At 30.6% G+C, this 16,974-nt stretch carries 18 protein-coding genes; 16 read left to right on the top strand and 2 right to left on the bottom strand.

Annotated features, from left to right (window positions below; translation table 11 throughout):
• Nucleotide 1 precedes the first annotated feature (1 nt).
• Genes rfbA through rfbD form a run of 4 tightly spaced genes read left to right on the top strand, consistent with a single transcriptional unit; the run spans nucleotide 2 to nucleotide 3,355 of the window.
• Nucleotides 2-892 (top strand): glucose-1-phosphate thymidylyltransferase RfbA, encoded by an 891-nt coding sequence (rfbA, locus tag GXM21_RS11235; protein ID WP_008539584.1) that lies wholly within the window; start codon nucleotides 2-4, stop codon nucleotides 890-892.
• Nucleotides 880-1,443 (top strand): dTDP-4-dehydrorhamnose 3,5-epimerase, encoded by a 564-nt coding sequence (gene rfbC, locus GXM21_RS11230; RefSeq protein ID WP_008539585.1) that lies wholly within the window; start codon nucleotides 880-882, stop codon nucleotides 1,441-1,443. Before rfbA ends, rfbC begins: the two co-directional genes overlap by 13 nt.
• Nucleotides 1,443-2,462: a dTDP-glucose 4,6-dehydratase gene (gene rfbB, locus GXM21_RS11225; protein WP_008539586.1), complete on the top strand. Its 1,020-nt coding sequence runs from the start codon at nucleotides 1,443-1,445 to the stop codon at nucleotides 2,460-2,462. Before rfbC ends, rfbB begins: the two co-directional genes overlap by 1 nt.
• Before the next feature lie 47 nt (nucleotides 2,463-2,509).
• The gene (gene rfbD, locus GXM21_RS11220) at nucleotides 2,510-3,355 is read left to right on the top strand and encodes a dTDP-4-dehydrorhamnose reductase (protein WP_008539587.1); all 846 of its coding nucleotides are present in this window, start codon (nucleotides 2,510-2,512) and stop codon (nucleotides 3,353-3,355) included.
• 53 nt (nucleotides 3,356-3,408) lie between these two features.
• On the opposite strand, the gene GXM21_RS11215 is transcribed toward rfbD, so the two are convergent.
• Nucleotides 3,409-4,002 carry a GH25 family lysozyme gene (locus GXM21_RS11215; protein WP_008539588.1) on the bottom strand — a complete coding sequence of 198 codons (594 nt, stop codon included), beginning with the start codon at nucleotides 4,000-4,002 and terminating at the stop codon, nucleotides 3,409-3,411.
• Between the two features lie 172 nt (nucleotides 4,003-4,174).
• On the opposite strand from GXM21_RS11215, the gene GXM21_RS11210 reads away from it, so the two are divergent.
• The 7 genes from GXM21_RS11210 (at nucleotide 4,175) to galU (ending at nucleotide 8,135) form a co-directional block, all read left to right on the top strand.
• On the top strand, nucleotides 4,175-4,444 hold the full coding sequence (locus tag GXM21_RS11210) for a helix-turn-helix domain-containing protein (protein WP_008539589.1): 270 nt from the start codon (nucleotides 4,175-4,177) through the stop codon (nucleotides 4,442-4,444).
• Between the two features lie 230 nt (nucleotides 4,445-4,674).
• Complete coding sequence (locus tag GXM21_RS11205) at nucleotides 4,675-4,893, top strand: DUF2922 domain-containing protein (RefSeq protein WP_008539591.1); 219 nt, start codon at nucleotides 4,675-4,677, stop codon at nucleotides 4,891-4,893.
• Nucleotides 4,894-4,934: 41 nt separating this feature from the next.
• Nucleotides 4,935-5,156, top strand: a complete 222-nt coding sequence (locus GXM21_RS11200) for a DUF1659 domain-containing protein (RefSeq protein ID WP_008539592.1) — start codon at nucleotides 4,935-4,937, stop codon at nucleotides 5,154-5,156.
• 70 nt (nucleotides 5,157-5,226) lie between these two features.
• The gene (locus GXM21_RS11195) at nucleotides 5,227-5,787 is read left to right on the top strand and encodes a sigma-70 family RNA polymerase sigma factor (protein ID WP_008539594.1); all 561 of its coding nucleotides are present in this window, start codon (nucleotides 5,227-5,229) and stop codon (nucleotides 5,785-5,787) included.
• Between the two features lie 17 nt (nucleotides 5,788-5,804).
• The gene (locus GXM21_RS11190; protein WP_008539595.1) at nucleotides 5,805-5,954 is read left to right on the top strand and encodes a YvrJ family protein; all 150 of its coding nucleotides are present in this window, start codon (nucleotides 5,805-5,807) and stop codon (nucleotides 5,952-5,954) included.
• Nucleotides 5,955-6,100: 146 nt separating this feature from the next.
• Entirely contained in the window at nucleotides 6,101-6,997 is an 897-nt protein-coding gene (locus GXM21_RS11185) for an Rpn family recombination-promoting nuclease/putative transposase (RefSeq protein WP_008539596.1), read from the top strand.
• A 262-nt stretch (nucleotides 6,998-7,259) separates the two neighbouring features.
• Nucleotides 7,260-8,135 carry a UTP--glucose-1-phosphate uridylyltransferase GalU gene (gene galU / locus GXM21_RS11180; RefSeq protein WP_008539597.1) on the top strand — a complete coding sequence of 292 codons (876 nt, stop codon included), beginning with the start codon at nucleotides 7,260-7,262 and terminating at the stop codon, nucleotides 8,133-8,135.
• Between the two features lie 70 nt (nucleotides 8,136-8,205).
• Here galU and GXM21_RS11175 read toward each other — a convergent pair whose 3' ends face one another.
• Nucleotides 8,206-8,859 (bottom strand): hypothetical protein, encoded by a 654-nt coding sequence (locus GXM21_RS11175; RefSeq protein ID WP_008539598.1) that lies wholly within the window; start codon nucleotides 8,857-8,859, stop codon nucleotides 8,206-8,208.
• A 541-nt stretch (nucleotides 8,860-9,400) separates the two neighbouring features.
• On the opposite strand from GXM21_RS11175, the gene GXM21_RS11170 reads away from it, so the two are divergent.
• From GXM21_RS11170 to GXM21_RS11150, 5 genes are all read left to right on the top strand, one after another.
• On the top strand, nucleotides 9,401-11,116 hold the full coding sequence (locus GXM21_RS11170) for an ABC transporter ATP-binding protein/permease (protein ID WP_039881480.1): 1,716 nt from the start codon (nucleotides 9,401-9,403) through the stop codon (nucleotides 11,114-11,116).
• Complete coding sequence (locus tag GXM21_RS11165; protein WP_008539600.1) at nucleotides 11,109-11,723, top strand: CYTH domain-containing protein; 615 nt, start codon at nucleotides 11,109-11,111, stop codon at nucleotides 11,721-11,723. Before GXM21_RS11170 ends, GXM21_RS11165 begins: the two co-directional genes overlap by 8 nt.
• Before the next feature lie 322 nt (nucleotides 11,724-12,045).
• Complete coding sequence (locus tag GXM21_RS11160; protein WP_008539601.1) at nucleotides 12,046-13,215, top strand: glucose-1-phosphate adenylyltransferase; 1,170 nt, start codon at nucleotides 12,046-12,048, stop codon at nucleotides 13,213-13,215.
• Nucleotides 13,216-13,235: 20 nt separating this feature from the next.
• The gene (gene glgD, locus GXM21_RS11155) at nucleotides 13,236-14,342 is read left to right on the top strand and encodes a glucose-1-phosphate adenylyltransferase subunit GlgD (RefSeq protein WP_008539602.1); all 1,107 of its coding nucleotides are present in this window, start codon (nucleotides 13,236-13,238) and stop codon (nucleotides 14,340-14,342) included.
• 164 nt (nucleotides 14,343-14,506) lie between these two features.
• Entirely contained in the window at nucleotides 14,507-16,966 is a 2,460-nt protein-coding gene (locus GXM21_RS11150; RefSeq protein WP_008539604.1) for a glycogen/starch/alpha-glucan phosphorylase, read from the top strand.
• The last annotated feature ends 8 nt before the right edge of the window (nucleotides 16,967-16,974 follow it).

Genomic DNA, 16,974 nt, shown 5'->3' with positions numbered 1-16,974 from the left:
TATGATAAGAAAAGGAATAATACTAGCAGGTGGCTCGGGAACTAGACTTTATCCACTTACTAAGGTAATAAGTAAACAATTAATGCCAATTTATGATAAACCAATGATATATTATCCTTTATCTACATTGATGTTAGCAGGTATAAAAGATATATTAGTGATTACGACACCTAGAGATAGTGAAAGTTTTCAAACTTTATTAGGTGATGGTTCTCAATGGGGTATAAATATTTCTTATAAAGTTCAACCTAGTCCAGATGGATTAGCTCAAGCTTTTATTATTGGTGAAGAGTTTATTAACGGTAAAGGTTGTGCCCTTATTTTAGGAGATAATATTTTTTATGGTCATGATTTATCTAAGTTGGTAAAAAATGCTACTCAAAAAGATGATGGAGCAACAGTTTTTGCTTATTATGTAAAAGATCCAGAGCGTTATGGGATTGTAGAGTTTGATAAAAATCGTAAAGCAATTAGCTTAGAGGAAAAACCAGAAAAACCAAAATCCAATTTTGCTGTAACTGGATTATATTTTTATGATAAAAATGTAGTGGAATATGCAAAATCTATAAAACCATCAGCTCGTGGAGAATTAGAAATTACAGATTTAAATAAAATTTATTTAGAAAAAGGCAATTTAAATGTAGAAACATTAGGGCGAGGTTATGCATGGCTTGATACAGGAACTCATGAGTCATTATTGCAAGCAGCTTCTTTTGTAGAAACAGTACAAGATAGACAAGGTCTTAAGATTGCTTGTCCAGAAGAAATTGCATATAATTTAGGTTATATAAATAAAGAGCAACTAAAAGAATTAGCAAAACCACTTGCAAAAAATGAATATGGTCAATATCTTTTAGCCATAGCAGATGGAGGTATATCATGGAACTTGTAAAGACTAAATTAGATGGTGTGTATATTGTAGAACCAAAGGTATATGGAGATAACCGTGGTTGGTTTATGGAAACATATTCAGAAAAAGCATTTAAAGATGCTGGAATAGATGTTACTTTTGTTCAAGATAATCATTCATATTCTGCTCAAAAAGGTGTATTACGTGGACTTCATTTTCAATTAAATCCAATGAGTCAAGCAAAACTTTTACGTGTACTTCGAGGAACTTTACTTGATGTAGTGGTAGATATTAGAAAAGGATCTCCTACATATGGTCAGTGGATTTCTGTAGAATTATCAGCAGATAATAAAAAAGAAATCTTTATGCCAAGAGGAATGGCACATGGATTTGTAACACTTACAGATGATGTAGAAGTTCATTATAAAGTAGATAATTTATATGCACCAAAATTAGAAAGTGGAATTATTTATAATGATCCAGATTTAAAAGTAGATTGGGGTACAGATAAAGTTATATTATCTGCAAAAGATACAGTACTTCCAACATTTAAAGAATGTGTAGCAGATTTTAGATATGGAGAAGATAAATAATGAAAATATTAGTAACTGGTGGAGCAGGATTTATTGGTAGTAATTTTGTTTATTATGAATTAGATAATTATCCAAATGATGAAGTAATTTGTTTAGATAAATTGACTTATGCTGGCAATTTAGAAACATTAGAAATTGCAATGAAAAATCCTAAATTTAAATTTGTTAAAGGAGACATTGCTGATAGAGCTTTTATTGATGATTTATTTGCAAGTGAAAAGCCTGATGTTGTAGTAAATTTCGCAGCAGAATCTCATGTGGATAGATCTATTGAAAATCCAGAAATCTTTTTACAGACGAATGTAATTGGTACAAGTGTACTTATGGATGCTTGTCATAAGTATGGTAATATTCGCTATCATCAAGTATCTACAGATGAAGTTTATGGAGATTTACCACTTGATAGACCAGATTTATTCTTTACAGAAACAACACCACTTCATACTTCTAGTCCATATTCAGCTTCGAAAGCTTCAGCGGATTTATTAGTACAAGCATATTATCGCACTTATAAATTACCTGTAACTATTTCTCGTTGTTCAAATAACTATGGACCATATCACTTTCCTGAAAAATTAATCCCACTCATGATAGCAAATGCTTTAAATGATAAAAAATTACCAGTATATGGTAAAGGTGAAAATGTACGTGATTGGCTCTATGTAGAAGATCATTGCTCTGCTATAGATTTAATTATTCGTAAAGGAAAAATTGGCGAAGTATATAATATTGGTGGTCATAATGAACGCACTAATTTAGAAGTTGTGAAAACAATTATTAAAGAGCTTGGTAAAAGTGAAGATTTAATTGAATTTGTAACAGATAGACCAGGTCATGATAGAAGATATGCAATAGACCCTACGAAAATTCATAATGAACTTGGCTGGCTTCCTGCTACTAAGTTTGATGATGGAATTAAGAAAACTATTGATTGGTATTTGACACATAAATCTTGGTGGGAAAAAATTATCAGTGGTGAATACAAAGATTATTATGATAAGATGTATAAAAATAGATAAATAAAAAGAGAGCGTAGGCTCTCTTTCTTTGTAAGGAGTGATTTGGAGTGAAGATTTTAGTAACGGGTTATACAGGTCAATTAGGTTTTGATGTAATACGTGAATTAAAAGCTAGAAATGTAGAATGTATTGGTACAACAAGAAATGAGTTTTCTTTGACAGATACAGAAAAGATGCAAGCTTTTGTTAAAGCATATAAACCAGATGCAGTAATTCATTGTGCAGCTTATACAGCAGTAGATAAGGCAGAAGATGAAGTAGAACTTTGTGATCAAATAAATCATTTAGCAACTAAGGAATTAGCAAATGTATGTAAGGAAATTAATGCCAAGATGATTTATATTAGTACAGATTATGTATTTGCAGGTAGTGGCGAAGATTTTTATGAAGTAAATGATGAAAAAGCACCACAAAATGTTTATGGGAAATCTAAACTTGATGGAGAATTAGCTGTACAAGAGATTTTAGATAAATATTTTATTGTGCGTATTTCTTGGGTATTTGGTAATAACGGTAAGAATTTTATCAAGACGATGCTTAACTTAGCTAAAACTCATGATAAATTAACTGTAGTTAATGACCAAATAGGTTCACCAACTTATACAGTGGATTTAGCAAAATTACTTTGTGATATGGCATTATCTGATAAATATGGTATTTACCATGCTACAAATGAAGGGATATGTTCATGGTATGATTTTGCTTGTGAAATATTTAAACAAGCAGATATAAAGATAAATGTAAAGCCAGTACCATCAACAGCATTTCCAACAAAAGCTAAACGACCACATAATTCAAGAATGAGCAAAAAATGTTTAGATGAAGCAGGATTTAATAGATTACCTGCATGGAAGGATGCTTCATTAAGATATTTACAAGAATTGAATATGTAAATAGAAAAAACCGCAAAGAATATATCTTCTTTGCGGTTTTCTTTTAGTATGGTTTATGCATAATAAATATTACAATCAAGTATCATATCATCTATTTGCTTATGATCTGTGTATTGCCATATCTTACAAATGCGATTAGGATATTCTAGTTTAAAGCTGTTTTCATGATAATATTGAGCAGACCAGATGGGAATATAATCTGCAAGTAGATTTAAGTCAATGATATTAGTTAGCCAATTATAGGAACTATATAGACCTACATAATTATAATCTAGTTCGTTTAGTTGATTGATGAAATTGCCAATCATATAAGCTACATTGATATTGTTTTTGAGTATAGATTTATCTTCTGCATCATACCAGATGCCAAGTGATGGATTTTGTCCATTGAGATATGTTTTGATTTGTTTATCTACCCAATTAGCTTCTGCTATAGCTTTATCAATTGTTGAAGCATGAGCATAATAATATATGCCATAGGGCAGATTATAAGTTACAGCATTATTTACATGTGAGATAAACATTTCATCTAGATGAGTGTACTCACCTATTTTGATGATAACGCCTTGAATATTATTTGCTTTTAGTTTTTGCCAATTGAGTTTTTCTTGCCAAGCTGAGATATCTACTACTTGAAAATTTTGCATAAGTAATCACTCCTTTAATGATTTACTTGCAGTTTAAATGAAGAAATTAAACCTTTTAAGCAAATTAGGGGGAATTTTTTGTTATTTTTATAAAAATTTACGATATGTCGAATACATTTTATTTTTATAAGAGTATAATATAGTTAATTTAAGAAAAAGCGAGATGATTATAATGCTACTTATAAAGGCAGTAGATTATAGGATTTTGGAATTGTGTAAGGCTTATAATTTGAGCATAAATGGCTTGGCAAATAAAGCAGGAATGCCACCTTCAACTGTGGCTAGCTTATTAAGTGAAAAAAGTCGTAATCCTACAGAAGATACTATTTTTAAAATTTGTATTGGTTTTGGTATGAGAATGGATAAATTTTACGCCTCAAATTTATTTGACCTTAAAAATATAAGTTTAGAAAATACTTCGCAGAAAATATATAAAGTTTAAATTCATAACTGCACATATAGCGAAAGGCAAACTATTATGTTTTTGGATAATAGTTTGCCTTTTTTATTTGCTAAGAAAAAATTTTTGATTTAGGGGTTGATTTTTGCAATCTAAGTTGCAAGTAAATAAGTGTAAGGAGTTGATAAGATGAATAAGAAACGGCGGTAAAAGATGTTATCAATTAAAGCTATGATGTATTTTTAAATTTTAAAATTAAGGAGTGATTTTTAATGGCAGATACACGCAAATTAACAATGGTATTTACTTTAGATAATGGAGACGATTTTAAATATAATTTGGCAGATCCTAAAGATGAATTGACAAAGAGCGAAGTCGATGTAGTCATGCAGAAAATGATTGATATACAGGCTATTATCAAAAATAATCATAAAGCAACAGCGATTAAAGAAGCATATATCACAACTACTACACAAGATGTTTTAGCTTAAGTTTAATTTATAATTTTATAGTTCATTAGGAGGAATGTATTATGGCAGTTAAGAAAAACGCAGAATGTGAAATCATTATTAAAGTGGAAACAGGTACTACTTCTACAGGTAAAGCTAGCTATAGCAGTCGTAGTTTCGGTTATATCAATCCTTCTTTAGCAGAAGATGATATTTTAGATATCGGTCAAAAAATAGCGGGCTTACAAAAATATAATTTAGGTAGTGTAAATCGTCAGGACACAGCAGAAATAGCTGCGGAATAAGGAAAAAGGGGTGCGTGTCACCCCTTTTTCTTTTAAATTATTCTCTTGATGATAGAAAGAAGACGATTAGATGGAAAGACTATTAATAAAAGCTAAAGCTGGAGATAATTATGCTATACAGTTATTATTAAATAAGTATAAGAATTTATTAAATAGTGCTTCTAGACAACATCATTTAATATCTATTCAAGAAGAGGCGTATGAAGAAGCCGTGATTAGTTTTTATCAAGCAATTAAGGATTTTAATGAGTCTTTAGGTGTGCCTTTTGCTGGTTACGCTAAAGTAAAAGTATATCAAGGTGTACATACTTTATTTCGTAGATATCTGCGTATTTGGCAAAATGAAGTATCGTTATCTGCTCAAATGAATACAGATGATGAAGATGAAGTAAAAGAATTTGGGGATTTATTGGCAGTAGATGAGGATTTAGCTGATAGTATTTCTTCTAGATTAGATATAATGAAGATTATTCATCAATTGCCACCTAAACAGTATGAAGTCTTTATCTTGGTAGTATTTAAGGGATTAAAATATAAACAAGTAGCAAAATTATTGCACATATCTGTACAAGCTGTAAGCAAAAATTATCGTAAAGCATTAGCTTTTATTAATAAATCTCTAGAGAAATAAAGAATTAAGGTGATAATATGGAATATATTTTTACGTATATAGCAAATTATGGTTTTCCTATGGTAGTGGCAAGTTTTTTGTTATTTCGCATGGATAAACATTTGGCTAATTTAGAAGAAGGTATAAGACATATGAATGAAACTTTAGCTAAACAGGTCAATCATTAATAAAAATAAAAACAGAGATTTTATTTATAATAAGTATAATAAACTGCATTTTTAAAAGTTGCTTTATATTTGACTTTTGAAAGTGCAGTTTAATTTTTTTACGATATTTTTCTGTGTTATAATATAGATGATGGAGGAATATTATCATGGAAAATTTTAATAGATTAAATGATTTATATTTTAAAAAACTTTTGGGGGATAAAAAAAGAAAGAATTTAACACTTAGTTTTTTAAATGGAGTTTTAAATAAAGATGATAAAAACTATTTTACAGATATAAGTTTTTTAGATAAAGATAATGAACCATTAACTTTAGATGGTAAATTATCTAAATTAGATATTAGAGCGGATTTAAATGATGGTACGCAAGTAGATATTGAGGTGCAAGTTTGTCCGTTTAAATTAATGGCTGAGCGTTCATTATATTATTGGTCAAAGATGTATTCAGAGCAATTAGAAAAAGGTGCTGAATATAAGAAATTAAAGAAGGCTATAGCTATAAATCTATTGGCATTTGATTATTTGGAAGATGAGCAAGAATGGCATAACATCTATAATCTATTAAATGTGAAATCTCATAAAAAACTTACGGACCATATAGAGATACATTTTTTAGAATTGCCCAAATTTACCTTAAAGGATATGCGAAAAATAAGAGTATCTGAAGCATGGCTTGCTTATTTTTCAGGGAAATATAGTAAAGAAGAATTGGAGGAAATAGCGATGACAACTCCAGCAATTAAAGAAGCAGTAGAATTTGAAGATACATTTTTACAGGATAAAATAGAACGTAGAGCATATGAACAGAGAGAAAAAGCTATAAGAGATTATTATTCCTATATGAATGCATTTAAAGAAGAAGGATTGCAACAGGGTTTAGAGCAGGGTTTACAGCAAGGATTACAGCAAGGCATGCAAAAAGGGCTATATCAACAAGCTATACAAACTGCAAAAAATATGTTAAAAGATAAAGTAGATATAAAGCTTATTTCTAAATATACTAATTTAAGTGTAGAAGAAATAAAAAAGATAAACGAAGAATAAAGCCTTAAATTTTGAGGAAATAGTAATGATAAGATTAGTAATTAAAAAATAAGACTTACAATAGGAATGAATAGGATAGCTAAAAATTAATAATAAAGAGAGATTTTCTTCATAGTTATAATTTGGTAAACTTTATAATCAATAGAGTTAATAATTTTATGAAGAAAATCTTTTTTTATGATATAATGATTTTTGATTGTATAAAATTGTCATAATTTAAAGTATTTTATTTATTTGAATAGATTATAGGGAGTAGATTGTTATGAAACGTATTCGCAAAGCTGTTATACCTGCTGCTGGTTTTGGTACTCGTTTTTTGCCAGCGACAAAAGCAACACCTAAAGAAATGTTACCAATAGTAGATAAGCCTACAATTCAGTACATAGTGGAAGAAGCTATCTCTAGTGGTATTGAAGATATTTTGATCATCAGTGGTCATGCTAAACGTGCAATTGAAGACCATTTTGATAGTGCACCAATTTTAGAAGCTGAATTAAAAGCTAAAGGTAAAACTAAATTATTGGAAATGGTACAGGAAACATCAGAAATCAATGTACATTACATTCGCCAAAAACATATGCGTGGTTTAGGTGATGCTATTTTATGTGCTAGAGCATTCATTGATAATGAACCATTTGCTGTATTATTAGGTGATGATATAGTTTATAATCCTGAAATGCCAGCTTTAAAACAGTTGATGGATATGTATAATCAAACAGGTGCTACTATTTTAGGTTGTCAACAAGTGCCAAAAGAAAAGGTTTCTTCTTATGGTATTGTAGCAGGCGTACCAACTATCAATGAACAATTGATGAAAGTTAATGACATGATTGAAAAACCAAGCATTGAAGAAGCTCCAAGTCAAATGGCAGTGCTTGGTAGATATATCATCACTCCAGATGTATTTGAAGTATTGCAAAATACTAAGCCAGGTAAAGGTGGAGAAATACAGTTGACAGATGCACTCAAAGTTATGGCAAAACGTGAAAATGTTTATGCTTATAATTTCACCGGCAAACGCTATGATGTAGGCGATAAATTAGGCTTTTTGAAAGCTACAGTAGAATTTGCTCTCCGTCGTGATGATTTATTTGGTGACTTTGCGGAATATCTCAAAACAATTGTAAAAGATTTATAATAATAATTATAATAAAAAAGGTGATACTTTTAGTATCACCTTTTATTTTATCTATATATTATATTTGTGATTAATTTTCTGGGATAGTTAGATTATCTTTAATTTGCGATACTTCGTTATTGATATCTAACATTATAGGAGCTTCAATAGCATAAATGCGATTTAAATTATTTACAATATCTTTATGCTCAATTTGATTGTAAGTTCCTTCGTTGATGATTACAATACTTTGACGAACAGTTTCATTTAATTTATAACTATAAACACGAGTTTTTTCCAAAATATTATAAACTAATGTATAATTGTTTTGTGATAATTCACTTGGCGGTAAAGCATCTTGTAATGAATTATTAAAAGCATTTGTTTCATCATATAATCTTTGCAATTGACTTAAAGCTTCAGTTGCAGATATGGATTGATTTTCATAATTAGAAATGATTTTGTGATAAACTGTAGCAAATCTATCTAGCTGATTGATATCTTCTTTATAATCATTGTACCATGTTATAAAATAAGGTTGTTCGTTTAAAATAGCCAAACGTTGCTCAGTGGAGATAGAATTTGAAGAAGATGGTATCACTAAAGAACTATAGACAGCTACAAAACAAAGTAAAATAATGCCACAAGGAATAATAAATATTCTCTTTGTAGGGTATTTTCTATCAGCTAAATAACTAGCAATAATGATAACAATCATAACAGCAATAGCTAGTAAAATATTCATAAAAAATTTTTTCCTCCTTATATTATAAGTTCATTTCTTTGATGGCAAAGAAACGAACCAAAGAAAGCCACCGCAGATAAAATTTAAGCTTTGAAAAAAATTATCATTTCATACAAAGCTTAAAACTCGCTACGCTCAGACAGTTAAGCAAAAACCGTATTCAATGATAATGTTTTTCAATAATCTTGCGATTACCGCTAAATTTTATAATGCGGAAAATATAACAAATTATTTAGCATTATTAAAAATAATACCGAATGTCCCTCACGTTAGCGAATTTTACGGTAGCCGTAGGCTATTGGAAAGGATAAAATTATGGCTATGGTTTTAGCTCTACTGTTTGAGCAAAGCGAGTTTAGAGCATTATAGACATAATTTTATAATTGACAAAGTAAAATTGATATCGGGAGGTAGAGTTCTTTTGTTACTTTTCTTGCTCATGAAAGAAAAGTAAGCAATATATTTATTTTAGCATATTTTTTTAGAAGATATGAAAATTAATTTTAGGATAGAGGTGTATGGTTTGACTTCAAGAAGAATTATGTATTATTTACAGGCTTTTAAAATTTTAGCACTAGGATATTGGCGTTCTGAACAAAAATGGAAAGCTTATGGTATTTTAGCTGTTGTTTTAATTTTAAATTTAGCTAGTGTATTTTTGACGGTATTGGTAAATGATTGGTATAAAGAATTTTGGGATGTTTTGCAAGCCTATGAATTTGATAGTTTTTGGTATTTAGTGGGCAAATTTTCCTTGATTGCCGCTATCTATATAGCGATTGGCGTTTATTCTGTGTATTTACAACAATTATTGCAGATAAAATGGCGTGAATGGCTCACTGATAAATATTTAGTTAGATGGATGGAAAATAGAGCTTATTATAAGTTGAAATTGATGGGAAAAGATATGGATAACCCAGATCAGCGTATTTCTGAGGATATTAATCAATTTGTAGCGTTGACTTTATCTTTGACGATTGGTCTTGTGCGTCAACTGATAACTTTGGTGGCATTTACTGTAATTTTATGGAATTTATCAGGAATTATCACTGTGCCTATTGGCAGTTATGAATTTACTATCTATGGCTATATGGTTTGGTTATCTTTGGTATATTCTATCGTTGGTACGTATCTCACTCATAAGGTGGGTAAGGCACTTATCAATTTAAATTATGAACAGCAAAAATATGAAGCTGATTTCCGTTTTGCGATGATGCGTGTCAGAGAAAATACAGAGTCGATTGCTTTTTATCGTGGTGAAAAGCCTGAGTTAGAAAATTTCTTGACTAGATTTAAGATTGTAATTGGCAATTTCCGCGATATTATGACTCGTCAAAAAATCTTAAACGGTTTTACAGCTGGTTATGGTCAATTGGCGATTATCATTCCATTATTATTGGCTGCACCGCGTTGGTTTGCTAAAGAGGTGCAAGTTGGTTGGATTATGCAAGTATCAAATGCTTTTGGACAAGTTCAAGGGGCAATGTCATATTTTGTAGATGCTTATACAACTATAGCACAGTGGTGCTCTGTAGTTCGCCGTTTAGATGGTTTCAATCGTCATGTCAGTGAAGCTTTGGATTTGAAATCTGATTTAATGATAGATAATGCTTCTAATATTAAAGTCGGTATAGAAAATGTAGATGTTTTCCTTCCTAATAAAAATAAAGATGTTTTAATCAAGAATTGTACAATTGATTTGATGAAGTATCAATCTTTATTGATCATGGGTGCTTCTGGTGTGGGTAAATCAACTCTTTTACGAACACTTGCAGGTCTTTGGTCTTATGCGAAAGGCAATGTTTATTTGCCAAAAGAAGAAGAATTTTTATTCTTACCACAAAGACCATATTTGCCACTTGGTAGCTTAAGACAGGCAATTTCTTATCCTGTAGTCGAAGAAGTAATCAGTGAAAAATATAGTGATGAAGAAATAAAAGAAATACTCATAGCTTGTAAGTTAGAAAATTTAGTAGATAAATTGGATATTGTTGATGATTGGAGTAGAATTTTATCTTTAGGTGAACAGCAAAGAATAGCTTTTGCGAGAATTTTATTATATAAACCTAAATTTGTATTTTTGGATGAAGCTACATCAGCACTTGATGAAACTTTAGAAGGAAATTTATATGATATGTTAAAAACATATTTACCAGATACGAGAATAATAAGTATTGCTCATCGTAGTAGTTTGATTTGCAAGCATCAGGCTATCTTAAAATTAAAAGAGAAAGGTTGTTGGGAAATTCATGAATAATCGAGAAGTTGAAATAAAAATGGAAATAAAAGATAAAGCTCAAGTAGAAAATATACGTAAATTCTTGCAAGAAAATGAAGGACAAAGACCACAAAGTATAGTGATGAAGGCTATTTATTACGATACGGAAGAAAAATTCTATCAAAAACATAAAATTGCCTATCGTGTACGACAAGAAAACAATTGTTTTGTAGCAACATATAAATCGGGAAAAGTAAACACACAGGGCGTTTTTGAACGTGTGGAAATTAATAAAAAAGTAACAAGCCTACAAGCAGATATAAGTGTTTTTTCGGATGTAGGTGAGATTTGGAATTTAATCAAAGAAACTAAAGGTAAGAAATTCATTCCGATTGTAATAACTGATTTTGTACGTGAATGTATAGATATAAATTGGTTTGCTTCAAAACTGGAAATAGCTTTAGATTGTGGATTTGTGCAGGGAAATGAAAGAAAATCTCCTATTTGTGAAGTAGAAATAGAATTAAAATCTGGACGAATGGAAGATTTATTATCTTTAAAAAATGAACTTAGTGAAAAATTTGATTTACAAATTTCTACCGTAAGTAAATATAAAAAAGGTCTAATTTTAGCAGAGCAAATTTAAAGCTCTGCTTTTTTTTGAAATTTTTTAAAATTTTTTTGGATTTTAGCAGGATTTACAAAATTTATATAGAAATGTAATATCGTCAAATGAAAATGTAACGAATTTTATTTATTTGAGAAGTTTTTACAGAAAAAGGGGTTGTGTAAATTTATTTAATATAAATTTTATAAAATGTACGATAATTGTTAAGATTGTTAAGTTTTTATAAGTAATTTGTTATATTTGTGTAATTTTTAATAGTTTTTATAGATTAATTCCTGCATTTTTATCGAAATTGACAAGATGTGTAGACTATGTTTATTTTTTCAGGAGGTTTTATATTATGAGAAAAACAGAATGCTTAGCCATGATATTGGCTGGTGGTCAAGGGAGCAGATTAGGAGCTTTAACTAAGAATATAGCTAAACCAGCTGTACCATTTGGTGGAAAATATCGTATTATCGATTTCCCATTAAGTAACTGTGCAAATTCTGGTATTGAAACAGTAGGTGTACTTACTCAATATCGTCCACTAGAATTGCATACATACTTAGGTACTGGTGAAGCATGGAATCTTGACCGTAAAAATGGTGGTGTATATATTTTACCTCCATATGCTAGAGAAAAAGGTGCAGATTGGTATAAAGGTACAGCAGATGCAATTTATCAAAATATTAATTTTATCAATAAAGCTAATCCAGATTATGTATTAGTTTTGTCTGGTGACCATATTTATACTATGGATTATGCAAAAATGATTGAATTCCATAAAAAGAATAAAGCAGAAGCTACAATTGGTGTAATTAAAGTGCCAATGAAAGAAGCTTCTCGTTTTGGTATTATGAGCACAGATAAAGAAGGTCGTATTACTAAATTTGCCGAAAAACCTGCTAAACCAGAAAGCAATTTAGCTTCTATGGGTATTTATATCTTTAGCTGGAATTTCTTACGTGAATACTTAGAAAATGATGCTAAAGATGAAACTTCTAGCCATGATTTTGGTAAAAATATTATTCCAAAAATGTTAGCTGACCAAGCTAGATTATATTCCTATGCATTTGAAGGTTATTGGAAAGATGTAGGAACAATCGATAGCCTTTGGGAAGCAAACATGGATTTATTAAAAGAAAAACAACCATTTGAAATGAATGGTAAATGGAAAATTTATTCCGTGGATATGGCTATGCCACCTCACTATGTAGGACCAAAAGCTAAAATTAAAAATTCTCTTGTAAGCGAAGGTTCTATGATTTGCGGTGAAGTAAAAAATTCTGTTATATTCCCAGGTGTACGCATTGCTAAAGGTGCAAAAGTAAGCAATTCTGTAATTATGCCATTTGCAAAAATTGAAGCAGATGCTGTTGTTGAAAAAGCTATTGTAGCTCAAAACAGCAAAATTGAAGCAACTGCTCAAGTAGGTAGTGACGATGGCACTATTGTAGTAATTCCTGAAGGTGAAACTGTACGACCAATGGTTGTTTCCGATGCAACTGAAAATGTAAATGTGGGATAAAATAAGAGAGGGATATAATTATGAAAAATGTTCTCGGAATAATGGATTTATATGAAGACGATAAACAAATAAGAACACTTACAACAAAAAGACCTGTTGCAACATTACCTTTTGCAGGTCGTTATCGTTTATTAGACTTTGCTTTATCTAGCATGGTTAACTCTGGTATTACAAAAATTGGTATGATGATGCCAGCAAAATCTCGTTCTATCTTAGACCATCTTCGTTCTGGTAAAGACTGGGATTTAGCACGTCGTCATGATGGTTTATTCTATTTACCAGCTATAAAAATGGATAAAGATAGCCGTAATGGTAACTTACAGTCTTTCTATAGACATATGAGCTTTATCAGACAGTCTGAACAAGAATATGTATTAATCTGCAACAGCCGTTTTGTTTATAATATAGACTTTACTACAGCTCTTCGTTTCCATCAGAATACTAGTGCTGATATCACTATGGTTTACCATATTGAAAATAAAGAACGTCCAGATAATGCAACTATTTTACAGACTGGTGAAAATGGTCTTGTTACAGAAATTGCTAACCGTCCAGCTGTTTATGAAAATTCCAAAGTATTCATGGGTATTTATTTAATGTCCCGTAAAAAATTCATGGAAATCATATCTACAGCATATGAACGTGGTGGCTATGATTTCTTGATTGATGGTATTTTACGTCATCAGGATAATTTAAATATTTATGGCTTCCAACATGAAGGTTATGTATCTGAAATCTGCTCTACAAGTTCCTATTTCAAAACTAATATGGACTTGTTAGAACCAGAAATTTGGGAAGAATTATTCATGGGTTATAACCCAATCTATACAAGAGTTCGTGATGAAGCTCCTGTACAGTACAAAAAACAAGCAAAAGTTAATAATTCTTTAGTTGCAAATGGTTGCGTAATTGAAGGTTCTGTAGAAAACAGTATCTTATTCCGTGGTGTTAAAATCGGAAAAGGCGTTCAAGTTAAAAATAGCGTAATCATGCAGAATTGTGAATTACAAGATGATGCTCTAGTAGAAAATGTAATTTGCGATAAAAATGTAGTAGTATCCGATGGTAAATGGTTAAAAGGTGCTGAAAATTATCCATTGATCATTGAAAAAAATACAGTTATTTGATTAACAAAAGATAAGATATTAAAATAATATAGGTTAAAAAATATAGTAATTATAAATATATATAATATAAATTATTAATATATAGGTTTTGGTTTTTTTAGAAATATAGAGTTTTTATTTCAGGGTAGTGCGATTAAGGTAAAAACTTATAGGGGGAAGTAATAGTGAGTGTAGGAATAATCAATAAGCAAATTGAAGAGAGAGCTTCATTACAGAAAAATTTCTTAAAAACAGCAAATATGTTATTTGGTAAAGATTGGAATGAATTAACTAAAGAAGAATTATATCAGACTTTAGTTAGAACAGTTCGTCAGTACATCAGTGAAAACTGGATTATGACTAATAAATACTATGAAGAAAATCAATGCAAAGAAGTATATTATTTTTCCATTGAATTCTTATTAGGTCGTCTATTAAATACAAACTTGATCAATCTTGATATGAAAGAAATCTGTAAAGAAGCCTTGAAAGACTTGAATATTGATATTACAGAACTCTTTAAACAGGAACCAGATGCAGGTTTAGGTAATGGTGGTCTTGGCCGTCTTGCTGCTTGCTTTATTGATTCTTTGGCTTCCTTAGGCCTTCCAGGTCATGGTTGTACTATCCGTTATCAATATGGTCTGTTTGAACAAAAAATAATAGATAATCAACAAGTTGAAATTCCTGATAATTGGCTTAAAAATGGTTTCGCTTGGGAATATCGCAAAGCTGACAAAGAAGTTGATGTTCATTTTGGCGGTAATGCTTATATGGCTCAACAAGAAGATGGTTCTTTAAAATTAGTTCATGAAGGATATAATACAGTTGCAGCTGTTCCTTATGATGTGCCAATCGTAGGTTACCACAATAATGTAGTAAATACTCTTCGTCTTTGGAATGCTGAAGTTCCTCAAGATTTTGCTTCTTTATCAGGTACTAGAGAACAGTTACAAGAAAGATTGCGTCAATCTTATCGTGTACAAGCAATCACTTCTTGCTTGTATCCAGAAGATAGCTCTTATGAAGGTAAAATGCTTCGTTTGACTCAAGAGTATTTCTTTGTATCTGCAGGCGTTCAAAGTATTGTTCGTCATTATAAACGCCGTAAAGGTGATTTAAAAGATTTTGCGAAAAAAATTGCTATTCATATCAATGATACTCATCCAGCAATGGCAATTCCTGAACTTATGCGCGTACTCATTGACCAAGAAGGTATGGATTGGGATACTGCTTGGGATATCACTAAAAATACAGTAGCTTATACTAACCATACAATTATGCCAGAAGCATTAGAAACTTGGCCAATTGATATGTTTAAAAATCTCGTACCACGTATTTACATGATCGTAGAAGAAATCAATGCACGCTTCTTAGAAGATGTTCGTAAACAATATCCAAATGATGAAGACCGTGTACGCAGAGTATCTATCATTCAAGATGGCGTAGTTCATATGGCTCGTCTTTCTGTTGTAGGTAGCCACAGCGTAAATGGTGTTGCTAAAATTCATAGCGATATCTTAAAAGCACATACTATGCGTGACTTTGATGAAATTTACCCAGGTAAATTCAATAATAAAACTAATGGTATTACACATCGTCGTTGGCTCATTGCTGCAAATCCACAGCTTTCTAGCTTAATAGATGAAGCTATTTCTGATAAATGGCGTAAAGACCCATCTCGTCTTATCGATTTATTAGATTATAAAGATGATACAGCATTCCTTGATAAATTAGCAGAAGTTAAAAAAGAACATAAAATTTATTTAGCTGGTCATATCAAACGTCGTAGTGGATTTACTATTGACCCTAACTCTTTATATGACATTCAAGTTAAACGTATTCATTCTTACAAACGTCAAATTATGAATATTTTACATGTAATGCATATCTATAATTTGATTAAAGCAAATCCATCTATTAAATCTGAAATGTTACCTCGTACTTATATGTTCGCAGGTAAAGCAGCTCCTGGTTACCATATCGCTAAAGAAACAATTCGCTTAATCAACAATGTAGCTAATATTGTTAATAACGATAAAGATGTAAACGATTGTTTACATGTAGTATTCTTAGAAAACTATGGTGTTACTTTAGCAGAAAAATTATTCCCAGCAGCTGATGTTAGTGAACAGATTTCTCTTGCAGGTAAAGAAGCTTCCGGTACATCTAACATGAAATTCATGATGAACGGTGCTATCACACTTGGTACTTTAGATGGTGCTAACGTGGAAATTTGCGATGCAGTTGGAGAAGATAACTGCGTTATCTTTGGCTTAAAAGAACATGAAGTAATGGAATACTATAAAAATGGATTATATTCCGCATGGACTGAATATAATACAAATCCAGCAATTCACAATGTAGTTGATGAATTATTGACTGGTCCATTCGTAGGTAATGGTGATTTCCATGACTTACACAACTATTTATTCAATAGTAATGATGAATATTTCGTATTCAAAGACTTCAATTCTTATATTGATGCTCATGTAAAAATTAGAGGTAAATATCTCGACCGCTATGGTTGGTTGAAATCCAGCTTAATCAATATTGCACATTCTGGTATCTTCTCTAGTGATAGAACTATCAGCGAATATGCAAAAGATATCTGGAATGTAGAACCTATTAATTTATTAAAATAAATGACTCC

The sequence above is a fragment of the Megamonas funiformis genome (assembly GCF_010669225.1).
Lineage (GTDB): Bacteria > Bacillota > Negativicutes > Selenomonadales > Selenomonadaceae > Megamonas > Megamonas funiformis.
Note: the sequence above shows the minus strand (reverse complement) of the source record. Positions and strands in the feature narration are given on the sequence as shown.